Source organism: Streptomyces sp. NPDC059695, assembly GCF_042733785.1.
Taxonomy (GTDB): domain Bacteria; phylum Actinomycetota; class Actinomycetes; order Streptomycetales; family Streptomycetaceae; genus Streptomyces.
The window spans coordinates 31,599-47,614 of record NZ_JBHWFF010000048.1 but is presented as its reverse complement, the minus strand read 5'-3'; the positions used below and the strand labels follow the sequence as shown (position 1 = coordinate 47,614).

Annotated in this window: 14 protein-coding genes; 4 read left to right on the top strand and 10 right to left on the bottom strand. The window is 73.2% G+C overall.

Annotated elements, in window-relative coordinates; all coding sequences use genetic code 11:
• Window positions 1-148 precede the first annotated feature (148 nt).
• The 8 genes from ACFV2S_RS35095 to ACFV2S_RS35060 are packed head-to-tail and all read right to left on the bottom strand — an operon-like array spanning window position 149 to window position 8,772.
• A complete protein-coding gene (locus ACFV2S_RS35095; RefSeq protein WP_385569162.1) occupies window positions 149-937 on the bottom strand; it encodes a DUF1684 domain-containing protein in 789 nt (262 codons plus the stop codon).
• Window positions 938-942: 5 nt separating this feature from the next.
• On the bottom strand, window positions 943-2,244 hold the full coding sequence (locus tag ACFV2S_RS35090; RefSeq protein ID WP_385569158.1) for an NtaA/DmoA family FMN-dependent monooxygenase: 1,302 nt from the start codon (window positions 2,242-2,244) through the stop codon (window positions 943-945).
• Window positions 2,241-3,266 carry an LLM class flavin-dependent oxidoreductase gene (locus ACFV2S_RS35085; RefSeq protein WP_385569153.1) on the bottom strand — a complete coding sequence of 342 codons (1,026 nt, stop codon included), beginning with the start codon at window positions 3,264-3,266 and terminating at the stop codon, window positions 2,241-2,243. The genes ACFV2S_RS35090 and ACFV2S_RS35085 overlap by 4 nt, the downstream gene beginning before the upstream one ends.
• A 31-nt stretch (window positions 3,267-3,297) precedes the next feature.
• Window positions 3,298-4,272, bottom strand: a complete 975-nt coding sequence (locus ACFV2S_RS35080) for an ABC transporter substrate-binding protein (RefSeq protein WP_385569149.1) — start codon at window positions 4,270-4,272, stop codon at window positions 3,298-3,300.
• Between the two features lie 40 nt (window positions 4,273-4,312).
• Window positions 4,313-5,122, bottom strand: coding sequence for an amino acid ABC transporter ATP-binding protein (locus tag ACFV2S_RS35075; RefSeq protein ID WP_383795000.1), 810 nt, complete (start codon window positions 5,120-5,122; stop codon window positions 4,313-4,315).
• Window positions 5,119-6,075, bottom strand: coding sequence for an amino acid ABC transporter permease (locus ACFV2S_RS35070; protein WP_385569143.1), 957 nt, complete (start codon window positions 6,073-6,075; stop codon window positions 5,119-5,121). The genes ACFV2S_RS35075 and ACFV2S_RS35070 overlap by 4 nt, the downstream gene beginning before the upstream one ends.
• A gap of 46 nt (window positions 6,076-6,121) precedes the next feature.
• Entirely contained in the window at window positions 6,122-7,927 is a 1,806-nt protein-coding gene (locus ACFV2S_RS35065; protein WP_385569140.1) for an FAD/NAD(P)-binding protein, read from the bottom strand.
• Window positions 7,924-8,772, bottom strand: a complete 849-nt coding sequence (locus ACFV2S_RS35060; protein WP_385569137.1) for an amino acid ABC transporter permease — start codon at window positions 8,770-8,772, stop codon at window positions 7,924-7,926. The genes ACFV2S_RS35065 and ACFV2S_RS35060 overlap by 4 nt, the downstream gene beginning before the upstream one ends.
• A 410-nt stretch (window positions 8,773-9,182) precedes the next feature.
• Here ACFV2S_RS35060 and ACFV2S_RS35055 point away from each other — a divergent pair, with 410 nt between their 5' ends.
• Both ACFV2S_RS35055 and ACFV2S_RS35050 read left to right on the top strand, forming a co-directional pair.
• Complete coding sequence (locus ACFV2S_RS35055; RefSeq protein ID WP_383795011.1) at window positions 9,183-9,662, top strand: GNAT family N-acetyltransferase; 480 nt, start codon at window positions 9,183-9,185, stop codon at window positions 9,660-9,662.
• Window positions 9,659-10,636 carry an ABC transporter substrate-binding protein gene (locus tag ACFV2S_RS35050; protein WP_385569131.1) on the top strand — a complete coding sequence of 326 codons (978 nt, stop codon included), beginning with the start codon at window positions 9,659-9,661 and terminating at the stop codon, window positions 10,634-10,636. Before ACFV2S_RS35055 ends, ACFV2S_RS35050 begins: the two co-directional genes overlap by 4 nt.
• Before the next feature lie 120 nt (window positions 10,637-10,756).
• Here ACFV2S_RS35050 and ACFV2S_RS35045 read toward each other — a convergent pair whose 3' ends face one another.
• Window positions 10,757-12,037, bottom strand: a complete 1,281-nt coding sequence (locus ACFV2S_RS35045) for a DUF5685 family protein (protein WP_385569127.1) — start codon at window positions 12,035-12,037, stop codon at window positions 10,757-10,759.
• A gap of 323 nt (window positions 12,038-12,360) precedes the next feature.
• Between ACFV2S_RS35045 and ACFV2S_RS35040 the strand changes: the two genes are divergently transcribed.
• Complete coding sequence (locus ACFV2S_RS35040; RefSeq protein ID WP_383795020.1) at window positions 12,361-12,795, top strand: cell division protein SepF; 435 nt, start codon at window positions 12,361-12,363, stop codon at window positions 12,793-12,795.
• A 43-nt stretch (window positions 12,796-12,838) separates the two neighbouring features.
• On the opposite strand, the gene ACFV2S_RS35035 is transcribed toward ACFV2S_RS35040, so the two are convergent.
• Complete coding sequence (locus tag ACFV2S_RS35035; protein ID WP_385569120.1) at window positions 12,839-14,677, bottom strand: MFS transporter; 1,839 nt, start codon at window positions 14,675-14,677, stop codon at window positions 12,839-12,841.
• A 406-nt stretch (window positions 14,678-15,083) separates the two neighbouring features.
• Between ACFV2S_RS35035 and ACFV2S_RS35030 the strand changes: the two genes are divergently transcribed.
• A complete protein-coding gene (locus tag ACFV2S_RS35030) occupies window positions 15,084-15,953 on the top strand; it encodes a phosphatase PAP2 family protein (RefSeq protein WP_385569116.1) in 870 nt (289 codons plus the stop codon).
• Window positions 15,954-16,016: the final 63 nt, after the last annotated feature.

Here is a 16,016-nt window from a genome sequence, read left to right as displayed (position 1 = left end):
CACCTACAAGTCACGTGTTCCGGACTGGTGTTCCCAGTTATCGGGACCCCCCCCGGCCCCCCCCACACCCCCCCCCCCCCCCCGGCCCCCCCCGCCCGCCCGGGCGGGGGGCCCCCGCCGTACGCACAGCGGAAGGGGAAGGAGCAGCTCAGGCCGGGTTCAGCCGCCGCTCACCGGCCGGCACCGCCGTGTCCAGCGTGTTCCCGGGCGGCGGGAAGGGGCAGATGAAGTGGTCCGCGAAGGCGCACGGCGGCAGCAGCGCCCGGTTGAAGTCGACCGTCACCGAGCCGTCCGCCGCCGGGGCCCCGGGCCGCAGGAAGCGGAAGCGGTAGCTGTCCCTGCCGCTGGTGGCGTCCGCGAAGACCGCCCACAGGGAGCCGTCGTCCTCGACGGCCACCTGGAGGACGTGCTCGCCGCCGTGCAGTTCGAAGACCAGCTCCCCGGACAGGCCCAGGCCGCGCTCCCGCCCGTCGGCGTTCTCCACCCGTACGCTGCGCGCCTCCGGGTACGGACGGAACTCACCGGGCACCACCCAGTGCGCGTCGTACGGGGTGGCCTCGATGCCCCGGAAGGCCCGCCGCGCCTCCGAACCCGGGTCGAAGTCCCGTACGGCCCACAGCCCTTCGCGCCGCAGCACCACGAGCCGCCGGCCCGCCGACTCGACCCGGGACTCGTGGATCGGGGCGTGATCCGCGGTGAGCCGGACCGTGCCGGCGAACGGCTTGCCGTCGACGGTGACACCGTCCTCGGCGACCGCCGTCAGGACCACCTCGTCGCCGTCCTCCAGCCACTCGCCGGGAACGCCCGGGACGCGGCCCCCGGGGAAGTCCGCGAGCCAGTGGGTGCCCGTGAGGGAGAGCGGGCCGTACGACGAGGCGACCGCGGCCTCGCGCTGCTCGTGCCAGTGCTGCCAGTCCTGCTGTGGATCCGTGCTCATGGTGTTCAACCCTTCCATACGGGCTCGGGAAGCCCGAGGTGCGACCGCAGCGTGGTGCCCTCGTACTCCGTACGGAAGACTCCCCGCTCCTGGAGCAGCGGGACGACCCGGTCGACGAAGTCGTCGAGGCCGCCGGGGGTGAGGTGCGGGACGAGGATGAAGCCGTCGGCGGCCTCCGCGGCCGTGAACTCCTCCAGCGCCGCCGCGACCGTCTCCGGGGAGCCCACGAAGGACTGCCGGCCCGTCGACTCGACGACCGTCTGACGGATCGAGAGCCCCTTCTCCTCGGACAGCGCCCGCCATCTGCGCGCCACCGCGACCGGGTCGGCGACCCGCACCCGGCCCTGGACCAGCGTGGAGTCCGGGTCGGGGTCGACGTCCGGCAGCGGGCCGTCGGGGTCGTAGCCGGACAGGTCGCGGCCCCAGACCTGTTCGAGCGCGAGGATCGCGTTCTGCGGGGAGACCTGCTGCCGCCGGATCTCGGCCGCCCGCTCCTGCGCGTCGGCGTCGGTGTCGCCGAGGACGTACGTCACCCCCGGCATGATCTTCAGGTCGCCGGGGTCCCTCCCGTACCGCGCGAGCCTGCCCTTGACGTCGGCGTAGAACGCCCGGCCGGCCTCCAGGGTGGAGTGGCGGGTGAAGACCACGTCGGCGGCCGAGGCCGCGAACTCCCGCCCCTCGGCGGAGTCCCCGGCCTGGATGACGACCGGCTGCCCCTGCGGGGAGCGCGGTACGGGGAACTCGCCCCCGATCCGGAACTGCGGCCCGCTGTGCGCGAAGGGCAGCGTCCCGCCGTCCGGGGTCCGGGAGTCCCACAGCTCCCGGACGGTGCCGAGGAACTCGGCGGCCCGCGTGTACCGGTCGGCCCGGTCCAGGTAGCCGCCGCGCCGGAAGTTCTCCCCGGTGAAGGCGTCGGACGAGGTGACCACGTTCCAGGCGGCCCGGCCGGCGCTGAGGTGGTCGAGCGAGGCGAGCCGCCGGGCCAGTTCGTACGGCTCGTTGAAGGTGGCGTTGACGGTGGCGGCCAGGCCGAGCCGCTCGGTGACGGCCGCGAGGGCGTTCAGGACGGTGATCGACTCGGGCCGCCCGACGACGTCCAGGTCGTGGATGCGCCCCGCGTGCTCGCGCAGCCGCAGCCCCTCGGCCAGGAAGAAGAAGTCGAAGAGCCCGCGCTCCGCGGTCCGCGCCAGGTGCTCGAAGGAGGAGAAGTCGATCTGCGAGCCGGAGCGCGGATCGGTCCAGACCGTCGTGGAGTTGACGCCGGGGAAGTGCGCGGCGAGGTGGATCCGCTTCCTGTCCCGGCTCATGAGGAGGCCCCTGTCGTCGCGTACTGGCTGACCGGCCGGGCGAGTCCCAGATGGTCGCGAAGGGTGGCCCCCTCGTAGGCCGTACGGAACAGGCCCCGGTCCCGGAGCCTCGGCACGGTCCCCGCGGCGAACCGCTCAAGGTCCCGCTCCGGCGCCGCCGGCACGAGGTGGAAGCCGTCGACGGCCCCGCCCCCGTGCCAGCCGGCGATCAGCTCGGCGAGCGCCCCGGGCCCGCCCTCGTACGCGTCGAGGTCGACGGGCAGCGAGAGCAGCACGCGCAGCTGCCCGGGGTCCCGTCCGTGGGCGGCGGCCCCCCGGCGCAGTTCGGCGCGGAGGGCGGCGGCCTCCTCGGCGGAGGCGGCCCGGATCAGGGCCACGTCGGCGTGCTGGGCCGCGGTGTCGCGGGCGGCCGGGCGGGTGGCGTCGACGACGGTCACCGGGTTGCCCTGCGGGGGCCGGGGCACGGTCGAGGGGCCCTTGACCGAGAAGGTCGCGCCCTGGAAGTCGACGTGGTGCAGCTTGCGGCGGTCGATGAACCGGCCGGTCGCCACGTCCCGTATCTCGGCGTCGTCCTCCCAGCTGTCCCACAGTTTGCGGGAGACCTCGGCGACCTCGCCCGCCTCCTGCCAGAGCTCGGCGGTGGGCGGCGCCGGGCGGCGGCCGACGAGCCGGGCCTCGGCCCCGGCCGGGGAGACCGCGATCCGCCAGCCGGCCCGGCCCCGGCTCACCCAGTCGAGGGTGGCGACGGCGGCCTGGACGTGGAAGGGCTCGGTGTGGGTGGTGGTCACCGTCGGCACCAGGCCGACGGAGCGGGTCTCGGGGGCGACCCGGGCGAGGACGGCGAGCGCGTCGAGGCCGGGCCCGGCGAAGGAGTCGTCGTGGGTGAGGAAGTCGAGCGCGGCGGCCTCGGCGAGCCGGGCGAGCGCGACCGCCCGGGCGGCGGCGTCCGGCCCCGGGTCGGCGCGGCCGGAGCCCGGGGCGAGCTCGGCGGCGAGGTGGAGCGGTGGGGTGCTGGTGGTCATGCGGTCTCTCTCGGAGCAGGCGGGGCGCGGGTCAGTTCTTGGTGCGGGGCAGGCCGGGCGGGTTGATCTCCGACTTCTGCACGGCCTCGTTGGTCAGCCCCCACCGCTTGAGGACCTGGGCGTAGGTGCCGTTCTCGACGATGTGGTCGATCGCGGCCGCGTAGGCGGCGACCAGACCGCTGTCCTTCTTGGTGGTGGCCGCGATCTTGCCCTGGAGTCCGGCGCCCGCTCCGGAGAACTTGCCGACGGCCTCGGTCTGTCCGGCCGTGGCCACGTGGTAGGCGACGGTGGGGTTGGGGCCCAGGTAGCCGTCGATCCGTCCGGACTGGAGGGCGAGGTAGTAGTCGGTCGTGTTGTCGTAGTACTTGATGTCGACGCCCTTGCGGCCGGCCTTCTCGTTCTGCCGGGACCAGTCGACGAGGATCTTCTCCTGGTTGGTGCCGCTGCCGACGGCGATCCGCTTGCCCGACACGTCCTCGGGGCCCTTCACCGTCCAGCCGGAGCCCTTCTTCGCCTCGAAGGCGAGGTCGTCGAGCCGGTAGGTCGCGAAGTCGTACTTGTCCTTGCGCTCCTCGGTGACGGTGACGTTGGAGAGGACGCCGTCGTACTTGCCGCTGTCCAGGCCGACGAAGAGGTTCTCCCAGGAGACCGGGTTGAACTCGGGCTTCAGGCCGAGGGTGTCGGCGATCAGGGTGGCGAGGTCGAGCTCGACGCCGATCAGCGTCTTGTCGTCGGTGGCGCGGAAGGCGAGCGGCGGGTTGCTCTTCGCGGAGACGCCGAGGATCAGGGTGCCTCTCTTGCGGACGGACTCCGGCAGCTTGGCCGCGATCGCGTCGACCTTGGCGGTGTGGACGCGGTTCTGGTTCGGACCGACGTTGATGCCGGTGTCCTTCTGGCCCTCGGGCTTGATCTCGCCGACGGCGGCGTCGCCCGCGCCGCAGGCGGTGAGGAGGCCGAGGGCGGTGAGCGAGGCGAGGGCGGTGAGGACGGTGCGACGGGTCTTCATGGCAGTACTGCTCCTTCGGTGGGGTCGTGCGGGTGGTGGGTCAGAGGACCTTGGAGAGGAAGGCGCGGGTCCGCTCGTGGCGGGGGCTGTCCAGCACCTCGGCCGGCGAGCCCTGTTCGACGATCCGGCCCTCGTCCATGAAGACCACCGTGTCGGCGACCTCCCGGGCGAAGCCGATCTCGTGGGTGACGACGATCATGGTGGTGCCGGAGGCGGCCAGGTCCTTGATGACGTCGAGGACCTCGCCGACGAGTTCGGGGTCGAGCGCGGACGTCGGCTCGTCGAAGAGGAGCAGGCCCGGCTCCAGGGCGAGCGCCCGGGCGATGGCGACCCGCTGCTGCTGCCCGCCGGACAGCTGCTTGGGGTACGACTCCGCCTTGTCGGCGAGCCCGACGCGTTCGAGCAGCTTCCGGGCCGCGGCCTCCGCCTCCTTGCGGGGACGCTTCAGGGCCGAGACGGGCGCCTCGACGATGTTCTCCAGGACCGTGAGGTGCGGGAAGAGATGGAAGTTCTGGAAGACGAAGCCGATGCGGGTGCGCTGCCTGAGGATCTCGCGCTCGCGCAGCTCGTAGAGCTTGTTCCCGGAGCGGCGGTAGCCGACGAGGACGCCGTCCACGCCGACCGTGCCGCTGTCGACCTTCTCCAGGTGGTTGATGGTCCGCAGCAGGGTCGACTTGCCGGAGCCCGAGGGACCGAGGACGACGGTGACCTCGCCGGCCCGCACGTCGAGGTCGATGCCGCGCAGGACGTGGAGGGAGCCGAAGCGCTTGTGGACGGCGCGGATCTCGACCTTGGCCGTGGTGGTGGCCGTCCCGTCGGCGGGCTCGGCGGTCTTGGTCACGGAGCTCATCGGGCGCTCCCCTTCGCGTAGTGGCGTTCGACGTAGTGCTGGACCACGGAGAGCGCGGTGGTGAGCAGGACGTACCAGGCGGTGGCGACCATGAGGAGCGGGACGACGCGCCCGTTGCGGCCGTAGACGACCTGGACCTGGTAGAAGAGTTCGCCGATCGCCATGACGGAGACGATCGAGGTGCCCTTGAAGAGCGAGATGATCTCGTTGGCGGCGTTGGGCAGGATCGAGCGCATCGCCTGCGGCAGCACGATCCGCCGCACCTGCCGGAGCTTCGGGATGCCGAGGGAGGCCGCGGCCTCCAGCTGGCCCTCGTCCACGGCGAGCACACCGCCCCGGACGATCTCCGCCGCGTAGGCGGCCTGGTGCAGGGCGAGGCCCAGGACGGCGGCGCTCATCTCGCCGACGAGGCCCATCGTGTCGAAGGAGAGGAAGCTCGGCCCGAAGGGGATCCCGATGCTCAGTTCCTTGTAGAGGTAGGCCAGGTTGAACCAGAAGAGCAGCTGGACGATGAGCGGGATGGAGCGGAAGGCCCAGATGTAGCCGAAGGCGACGGACCGCAGGAACGGGCTGGCGGACAGGCGCATGAAGGCGAGCACGATGCCGATCGCGAAGCCCAGCGCGGTGCCGTAGAAGGTGAGCTGGAGGGTCACCCAGACGGCGTGCAGGATCGTCTCGGTGGTGAAGAAGGCGGCGAAGACGTCCCATTCCCAGCCGGGGTTGGTGACGAGGCCGTGGACGAACTGGACGAGCAGCACGGCGGTGGCGGCGACGGCCACCCACCGCCAGGGGTGGCGCACCGGGACGACCACGAGCTCGGGGGCGGAGGCCGTGGGGCCGGGGGCGTCCTTGGAGACGGACACCGGGGCGGGCCCGACGGCGGGCCCGACGGCGGGTCCGGCGGCGGGTTCGGCCGCGGGTTCGGCGGCGGGCGGATCGCTGGTGAGAGACATGGCGGTTCCTCGGGAACGGGGCACGGAGCGGAGAAGGGGGCGCGGATCAGGCGCTCAGCGGGGCGGGGAGGCGACACTCCCGGTCGCGCAGGAAGGCCAGGGCGGCCCGCGCGGCGACGTCGTTCTGACCGAAGGCGACCCCGCCGGTACGGGGCCGGGTGAAGGCGGTCCCGGCACGCGCGGTGGTGTGCGGGCCGAGGGCGAAACGGCGCGGGTGCGGGCGCCCGTCGTGCTCCAGGACCCGGCCGTCGACGGGGTCCACGACGAGCAGGCCGCCGCGGGTCGCCCGGGTCCCCTCCTCGAACAGGGCACGCAGCAGCGGGCTGCCGCTGAGCTCCAGGGTGGGGTCGGGGATCCGGGCCTCGACGAGGGCGCGGGCCTCGGTCCACTCCCCCGGCACGGCGGCGGACGCGGCACGGAAGACGCCGCGCTCCTCGTCGGTCTCGACGGTGACCTGCGGGCCGAGGAAGCGGACGACGCCGGCCCGGGAGAGGGCGAGGAGCTGCCGCAGCCGGGGGCCGGGCGGGCCGGAGGCGAGGTAGCTGAAGAAGCCGTGCCACCAGCCGCCGGGGTCCAGCCGCTTGCCGAGCCGCAGGAGCTGGCCGTAGACGGAGAGCAGGCCGGCGAAGACGGCGGCGTCGGGGCTGCGGGCGGGGTCGTGGCGGCGGACCAGGTCCTCGGTGACGTAGGCGCGCAGGCCCTCCTGGAGGGCTTCGGCGGAGTCGTAGCGGAGGCCGTCCAGGGGGTGGTCGAGGGCGTCGAGGTCGAGCCGGTCGGCGGGGTCGGGGACGGCGGCGGCGACGAGCGCGGCGAGCTCGGCCGAGCGCGGCGGCGCCTGCGCGTAGGCCCGCTCGAAGTCGTCCCGGGCGAGGGCGGTCCGCTCGGGGTGCGTGGAGAAGAGCCGGTGGTAGTGCGCCCAGCCGAGCTCCTTGTCGATGAGCGGCCACACGTCGCGCCGGAAGTCGATCGGCCCGGCGCGCCCGAGCAGGGCGTCGGTCTGCTCGGTGCCGAAGAAGCGGGGCAGCGGGGGGCGTTCGCCGTCGAGGACGTAGCCGATCTTCGAGTGGTACGGGACGCCCCGGCGCGATCCGACGTGCAGCACCGGCTCCTTGCCGGAGGGGACGTAGACGAGCTCGTCGCCCTCGCCCTCGTACCGGCCGCCGCGGCCCTCGGTGAGCAGCACCATCAGGTCGACGAAGGCGAGGCCGAAGCCCCGGACGAGGACGGGCTCGCCGGCGGGCAGGGCGGCGAGGTCGCTGTCGGCGGTGAAGTCGGGCGGGAGGTGGACGAGCCCGTGGCGGGCGGCGAAGCCGGCGAGGTCCCGCTGCTCCCGGTCCGGTTCGGCGTCGAGGTGGCCGACGGTGAGGACGACGAGGTCGGCGAGGAGCGGGACGGCGGTGCCCTCCAGCCAGACCCGCTGCCGGCCGTCCCGGGGGCCGCTGACCCGCAGGGCGGTGGTGCGGTGCTCGTGGACGGTGACGGAGGAGGGCAGCGCGGCGCGGGCCCGCTCGTACACCCAGCGCAGGTAGGCGCCCTGCTGGGGGCGGGTGGGGAAGGTGCGGCCGTCGATGCCGGCCCATTCGGCGAGGGTGGGTCCGGGGAGGACGGGGCCTTCGAGGTCGACGGTCTCGTCGGTGAACATCGTGACGTCCTCGGCCTGGGAGTTCATCCAGAGCAGCGGGGACTGCGCGGTGCGCCAGATCCGGCCGGGGCCGGGCGGGTGCGGGTCGACGAGGTGGACGTCGAGGGGCGCGTCGCCGTACATCTCGGGCAGGTTGGCGGCGAGCCGTTCGAGGACGCCGGTCCCCCGCGGCCCGGCGCCCACGATGACGAGGGAGGGGCGCGGGCTCATCGCGCACCGGCCGTACCGCGGGCGTAGTGCCGCTCGACGTAGTGCTGGCCGATGCCGAGGACCGAGGTGACGGCGACGTACCAGAGCGTGGCGACCAGCAGCAGCGGGATGACCTCGTACGTGCGGTGGTAGACGAGCTGGGTCGAGTAGAGCAGGTCCTGCACGGCGATGACGGAGACGATCGAGGTGCCCTTGAGGGTGCCGATCAGCATGTTCCCGGCGGGCGGGACGATCGCGCGCATGGCCTGCGGCAGCACGATCCGGGTGAGCCGGCGCCACCGGCCGAGGCCGAGGGACTCGGCGGCCTCGATCTGGCCCCGGTCGACGGAGAGGATGCCGCCGCGGACGACTTCGGCGGCGTAGGCGGCCTCGTGGAGGGTGAGGCCGATGACGGCGACGGCGACGGGGCCGAGGAGGTTGACCGTGTTCACGCCGAGGATCTGCGGGTAGAGCACGCCGATGTTGAACCAGAAGAGCAGCTGGACCAGGATCGGGGTGGATCTGAAGAACCAGACGTATCCCCAACTCACCGCACGCAGAACGGGGTTGGCGGAGAGCCTGAGGACGGCGAGCAGGGTGCCGAGGACGAAGCCCAGGGCCATCACGAGGGCGGTCAGCCACAGGGTGAGGCCGAGGCCGCGCAGGACGGACGCGGAGGTGAAGTACTCGGCGACGACGTCCCACTGGAAGGCCTTGTTGCGGACGACCGAGACGAGGGCGAGCGCGAGCAGGACCAGGACGACGACGGCGGCGGCCCACTGGCCGGCGCGGCGGGTCGGGACGATGCGTGGAGGAGGTTCGGCCGGCGGGGCCGTGGAAGGTGTCTTGACGAGGGTCGCGGACATGCGAGGGCTCCGTGGATGCCAGAGGGCGGATCGAACACGGGGTGCGCCTTCACACGCGCTGAGCCGCGGATCCGGGCCCCTCAGCCCGATCCGCCCTTCGAGGCTATGCGGTCAACACGCCCCGCTGTCAAGGGTGTCCGCACTCTGAGCCGTACGTCTCATCCTGGTTGACGCGGACCCGGATGCCTGTTCCACTGGGGCCATGCATCCGCAGCAGCTGGTCACGCGCTCCCACATCGACTTCGGTCGCGTGTGGTCCTCTTCCTGTTGAGCCGACCCGCCGCTTCACCCCGTCCGCGTGCTGTTGTCCGCGGCGCCTTCACACCCGGGCCCCTCGTGAGCGCCTGAGCTCTCCCCTCCCCTCGCTCTTTCCCGTACTCCCTTTTCCTCCTTCGCCCTGAAGGACCTTCATGACCTTCGCGTTGTCCGTGCACCGGACCACGACCACCGACCCCCTGGCCCGCCCGCTCCTCGACGAGCTGGCACACGAATACACGACCCGGTACGGATCCGCGCACGATCTGCACCGCTACCCGGCGGCGGAGTTCGCCCCTCCGCACGGCGCCTTCCTGCTCCTCATGGAGCAGGGCAGGCCCGTGGCGGGCGGCGCCTACCGCCGCTACGACGAGGACACCGCCGAGCTGAAGCGGATCTGGACGCACTCGGCGCACCGCAGGCGCGGTCTCGCCCGCCGTGTCCTCACCGTGCTCGAACGGGAGGCCGCCGCCCGCGGCTACTCCCGCATCTACCTGACGACGGGGCCGCGCCAGCCGGAGGCCAAGGGCCTCTACCTGGCGAGCGGCTACCGCCCGCTCTTCGACGTGTCCGCCGATCCCGAGTCGATCGGCCCGCTGCCGTTCGAGAAATTCCTGGAGAACCCGAAGCCATGAGTACGCGCACGAGTTCCGGCACCGCACGCACCACCCTCGTCTTCGCCCTGATCACCGCAGCGGCGCTCGGCCTCACCGCCTGCTCGGGCGGCGAGCCGGCGACCGCCCCGGCCGGGGCCTCGGGGGCGCCGGGCGCCGCGAAGGGCGCGCTGCCGACCGAGGACGTGGTGGCGGCGGTGAAGAAGAACGAGGCGGCGGCGAAGCTGCTCCCCGCCGACGTGCGGCAGCGCGGCAGTCTGACGTTCGCGGCCTCGGTGAGCAATCCGCCCAGCGCCGCCTACCTGCCCGACGGCAGGACCGTCGTCGGCGTGGACGCCGACTTCTCGGCCGCCGTGACGAAGGCGCTCGGTCTGGAGCTGAAGCGCGAGGTGGTCGGCTTCGAGGCGATCCTGCCGGCGCTCGGCAGCGGCAAGTACGACGTCGGCACCGGGAACTTCGGCGTGACCGAGGAGCGGCGCAAGACGATCGACTTCGTGACGTACATCAACGACGGGCAGGGCTTCGCCGCGCGCGCCGACAGCGACCTGAAGGCGGTCACGGACCTCACCCAGCTGTGCGGTCTGAAGGTGGCCGTGAACGCCGGCACCACCTTCGAGCGGACCCTGGAGAAGAACAAGGGCCGGTGCGGGGAGGCCGGGAAGCCGGCGTACGAGGTGAACGTCTACAGCGAGACCGGGGCGATCTGGATGTCGCTCCAGCAGGGTCGCAGCGACGTGGTGATGAACACGATCAACGGCGTGCGGTACGCGGTGACGCAGCAGAAGAACCTGAAGTTCCTCAACGAGTACCGGCGTCTCGACGTCGGCTTCGCCTTCAAGAAGGGCACTCCGCTGGCGCCGGCCTTCCAGGCGGCGGTGAACGGTCTGAAGGCGGACGGGACGTACGACCGGATCCTGAAGAAGTGGGGGGTGACGGCCTCGGGCATCGAGAAGTCGCAGATCTCCCCGCCGGAGATCCCGGCCCCGACGAAGTAGCGGCGCCGGGTCCCGGGGACTCCGGCCGGCGGGGCGGCCGGGTCCCGGGGGCGTCCGACGGCGAGACGGCCGGGTCCCGGGAACGCCGGCCGGTCTAGGCGGCCGGGTCCCGACGGGCCGTCAGCAGTCGCAGCCGCAGTCGCAGTCCCCGCAGCAGCAGTCCCCCTCGCAGCAGGAGGAGCAGTTGCTGCAGCAGTCACAGCAGTCGCAGCAGTCACCGGGGTCGCACTGCTGGCAGAGGCCCTCGCGCCGCTGTCGGCTCCAGGGGTCCTCGAAGGTCCCGCAGCACATCTGGCAGGTGCAGGCGAGGCCGATCCAGAGGGCGCAGCCGGCTATCAGGCCGCGCCGGTTGGGCGGCTCGGGCGGGAGCGGGCCGCCGGAACCGCCGGGACCACCCGGTCCGGGGACCCAGGGCCCGCCCGGGCCACCGGGGCCGCCGGGGGCGTACGGATTGCCGGGCACGGGCCCGCCCGGCGTCGCGTACGGGTTCCCCGGCACCGGGCCGTGGGCGCCCTGCGCGCCCTGGCCCGCCCCGTGCGAGCAGCTGGTGGTGCCGAAGGCGCGGTCGACCGAGGTGCGCAGCTCGTGGGCGAGGAGGACGTGGGCGAGCCTGCCGTTCGCGAACTCGGCGTCCTTCAGCGCGAGGCGGATGCCGTGGAGGGCGTCGTCGGCGAGCCGGCGGGCCTCCGCGCGGGAGGTGCCGGTGGCGGTGAGCGGGTTCCACGCGCCGGTCGCGGCGTCGGCCGCCTGGTCCTCGACGGCGTCGAGGAGGTGGGCGAGGCGGCCGAAGAGACGGCCCGCCTCGGCGAGCGGCGCCGCGTTCCCCGGCCGGCCGGCGAGGACGGCGGTGTGGGCGAAGGCCGCGGCGGTCGCCGTCTCGGTCGGCTCGGTGACGGTGAGCAGGGGCGTGCCGGGTCCGGCGAGGGCCTCGATGCCGGTCTGGCGGTCGACGGCGTCGACGAGGACGGCGGTGTCGAAGCCGAGGTCACGGCCGGTACGGGCGCCGGCCCGGTCCCAGGAGCGGGCGACGCGCCGGGCCGCTGCGGCGACGGGCCGACGGGCCAACAGGCCGTCCCGGTCGGCGACGTGGTCCCGCACCTTCGCCGAGGCGAGGACGAGGGAGACGGCGGCGGCGAGCCTGGCCCCCTCGCCGCGGGCGACGGGGGCGGTGCGCAGGGCGCGCAGCGCGCAGGGCCCGGCCTTGCGCCGTCCGGCCTCGGTCACCCCGGTCTGAGCCTCCGTCAGGACCGAGACGATGAGTCCGTCGTAGTTGGTGACGACGCGGGCGAACTGGCCGTGGTCGGCGCGGAGTGCCAGGCAGAGGCCGCAGAGGTGGGCCATCCACTCGGTCCTGAGCCCTTCGGTGAGCCGATGGGTGCAGGGTCTGACGATTCCGAACAAGGACTCCCCCGTGAGTCGTGGGCGGTGGCGGGCGAGGGTCCGCCGAGCGGCCCCGCGGCATCGTAGCGAGCGGCTTCGTTCACCCGTACGCGCCCATCGTCACCCTTGTGGCACGACTTTCATATTTTCATCTGCATGGCCCTCCTCCAGCCGCCGCATACCGTATGTTTTCTGACGAATCGCCAGGAAGCGGCCCTCACGTTCTGCACCAGTACCGTCACGAATCTCCTGCGCGCCGACTATCCACTTGGCGCGCGATCCGCATCATGGACGACGATAGGGACATGCGGAACCACAAGTGACCGCGCTGAAAGGAGGCGTCCATGGGATCGGTGCGCAAGGCCAGTGCCTGGCTGGGACTCGTCGAGGACAACGACGAGCGGTACTACGACGACGAGTACGCCGACGGTACCGAGGGCGGCGACGCCTGGGTGACGGACCCCCGGGTCCGGGTGGCCACGGACACCGCCGAGGAGCGGGGCCGCCGGATCGCCACCGTCTCCCCGGACGGCTTCCGGGACGCCCGTGCCCTCGGCGAGCTCTTCCGGGACGGGGTTCCGGTGATCGTGAACCTGACCGCGATGGAGCCGAACGACGCCAAGCGCGTCGTCGACTTCGCCGCCGGTCTCGCCTTCGGTCTGCGCGGGTCGATCGAGCGCGTGGCGACGCGGGTCTTCCTGCTGACCCCCGCCGACACCCAGATCGTCACCGGCGAGACGGGGCGGCGCCGGCAGGACGGCTTCTTCAACCAGAGCTGAGCGGGTCCGCCGGCCCGGCCCGGCACCTCCCGACGGGGTCGGGTCAGTGCACCGGGCGTCCCGAGCCGGCGGGCTCGATCGCTTCCCGCGTCGCGGGCACGCGCGGCGCCGCCGCCCCCTGGGAGGAGACGGGAGGCTCCGCGAGGCCGGCCGCATCCGAGGAACCGCGCGGCTGCGCGAGCCCCGGCCGCTCCGCGGAACCGGTGGGCGCCGCCTCCGGCGCCCGGGCGGACCCGCCCGGCCGCGCCGCGTCACGGAGCTCCGCGTCCCTGTCCGGGGACTCCGGGCCCTCCGTGGCCACGCGTTCCCCCTGAGCCTCGTCGAAGGCCTCTTCCTGATCCACCGGGCACTCCATGACCTTCGGCAGCCGCCGCGCCATCAGCGCGCCCACGAGCAGCAGTCCGGCGCTCACACAGAGCGTGACGTGCAGACCGGTCACGAAGGAGTGCCGGGCGGCCTGGTGCAGGGCGTCACCGGCCGCGCCGCCGAGCTGACCGGCCACCTCGTACGCCTCGCCGAGCGAGTTCGCCGCGGCCCGGCTCGCCTCCGCGGGCACCCCGGGGACCGAGGCGAGCCCGGGGGCGTACGCCGCGTTCATCACGCTGCCGAGCAGCGCGATGCCCATGCCCGCGCCGAGCTGGTACGAGGTCTCGCCGATCGCGGCCGCCCCTCCCGCGCTCCGCTGCGGCGCCTCGCTGAGCATCGACTCGTACGCCGAGAAGAGCGTGGTCTGCAGGCCGAAGCCGAGCAGCACGAAGCCCACCGTGAGCAGCAGCGGCCGGTCGTGCTGCCCCATGAGGGTCAGCAGCAGCACCGCGCCGGCGGTGAGGAGGAAGCCCCAGCCGACCATCCGGCGCGGCCCGATCCTGCGCAGGGTGTACGAGCCGGTGGCACCGGCGGCCATGGCGGCGAAGGTCAGCGGGAGGAGCCGGAGCCCGGTCTCCAGGGGGCTGAGGCCGAGGACCAGCTGGAGGTACTGGACGGCGATGAGCTCCAGGCCGACCAGGGCCAGCATGCCGATGACGATGCAGCCGACGGAGGTGGTGAAGGCGGCCCGGGAGAAGAGCCGCATGTCGATCAGCGGGTGCGCGCGCCGCTTCTGCCGCCGGACGAAGAGGACGAGCAGCGCGGCGCCGAGCAGCAGCGGCCCGGCGGTCGGCAGGGCGAGCAGCGGGTCGCCGGCCCCGGCGCGCTTCACGCCGAGGACGCAGCCGAGCACACCGCCCGCGGCCATGAGCGCGCCGAGCACGTCCCAGGGGCCGTCGGCGGCGCCCCGGGACTCGGGGAGCAGACGGCGGCCGAGGGGCAGGATCAGGGCCATCAGCGGGATGTTGATGAGGAAGACGGAGCCCCACCAGTAGTTCTCGACGAGGAAGCCGCCGAGCACCGGCCCGGTGGCGGCCCCGATCGCGGCCGTGGCGGTCCAGACGCCGATCGCGGTGGCCCGCTCCCGCCGGTCGGGGAAGACCGTCCGGAGGATGGAGAGGGTGGCGGGCATGATCATGGCGCCGCCGACGCCGAGCAGCGCGCGGGCCCCGATGAGGACCGAGGGCTCGGTGGCGAGCGCGGCGACCGCCGAGGCGATGCCGAAGAGCGCGTAGCCGAGGAGGAGGACCCGCCGTCTGCCCACCCGGTCGCCGAGAGTGCCGAAGAGGATCAGCAGCGAGGCGCAGACCAGGGGGTAGGCGTCGACGATCCAGAGCAGCGCGGTGGAGCTGGGGCGCAGGTCCTCGGTGAGGGAGGGGACGGCGACGTGGAGGATGGTCGCGTCGAGGGCGACCAGGAGGAGACTGACGCAGAGGACGACGAGGACGACCCAGCGGTTGGCGCCGGCGCCGACGGTGGCACGCGGTCGCCCTTGGGCCGTGTTCGTCCGCTGCATCTACGTACCTCCCAGTGAAGCTCTCGCGCTCGGCGGGCCCCGACCAGGGCGTATGCCCCTGGGGCGGCCCGGCATCGACGGGCGAGTGAGCCGTCAGCGTACGCGAGTTCAAGCCCCGAGCGCGTGGTGCAGCTCTCACCCCGGCGGGCCTCCTGGTGTGGCGTACGCCACTCGGCGGGGGTCGCGCGTCGCATGGAATTCCGCACGGACACCTGTTTGAGGAAATTCCCGTGCGTTCAAACACCCTTACGGAAACGGGCCTCCCGGCAATAGGGCTGAAGGTCATCGGATTTCCCGACGGATGCCTGGAATAGACCACCCGGTGAGACCCACTCCACATCACATGGTCATCACGAAGGGAGCGGAACGACCGGGTCTGCTTCTCACTCCCTGTAACGTCGATTGGGTGCGTACCGACATCTTTGCCCGGCTGGACCGGGAGCCGGAACCGCCGAAGATAGAGGTCCCGCGGATGACCCGCACGCGTCTCGCCCTCTTCGGCGGGACGTCGGCGTTCTATCTCGCCATCGTCGTGGCCGTCCTGCTGTCGACATGGCTGGTGACCCTCGACTGGAAGATCATGCTCTTCCGGCCGTACCAGCAGTGGCCCGAGATCCACGGTTTCCTCGACTACTACGTCGTCCTCGGCCAGCGCGGCCCCACGGCCGTCATGGTGGCCGCCTGGCTGGGCTGGCGCTCCTGGCGCCAGCACACCCTGCGGCCCCTGCTGTGCCTCGGCGCCGCCCTCCTCCTGCTCAACGTCTCGGTGGGCGCGGTCAAGCTCGGCCTCGGCCGCCTCGGACCCCACTACGCGACCCAGGTCGGCTCCGCGGAGCTCTTCGCGGGCGGTGACATATTCCCCTCGGGGCACACCGCCAACGCGGTCGTGACCTGGGGCATCCTCGCCTACCTCGCGACCACCCCGAGGGCCCGGCGCTATCTGTCGGCGCTCTCGGCCGTGGTCGCCCTCGGCGTGGGCCTCACCACCGTCTACCTCGGCACGCACTGGCTGAGCGACGTGCTGCTCGGCTGGGCCGCCGGGCTCCTCGTGCTGCTCGCGCTGCCCTGGTGCGAGCCCGTCCTGGCCGTGGCGGAGTCCTGGATCCTCGCCGCGCGCGACCGGGTGCGGGAGCGGCTGCGGGACCGCCGCCGGCTCGTGCCCTCGCTGCCCGTGGCCTCCGGAGGACCGCGCCCGGTGCGCGAACCGGTCCGGGAGCCCGCCCGGGAACCCGTGGGAGTGGCCGGCGGCCGGCGCGCCCCGGCGGCCCGCGGCTGACACGCACGACGGAAGGGCCCCGGCCATCTCGGCCGGGGCCCTTCCGCATGCGGTGCCGCCTGC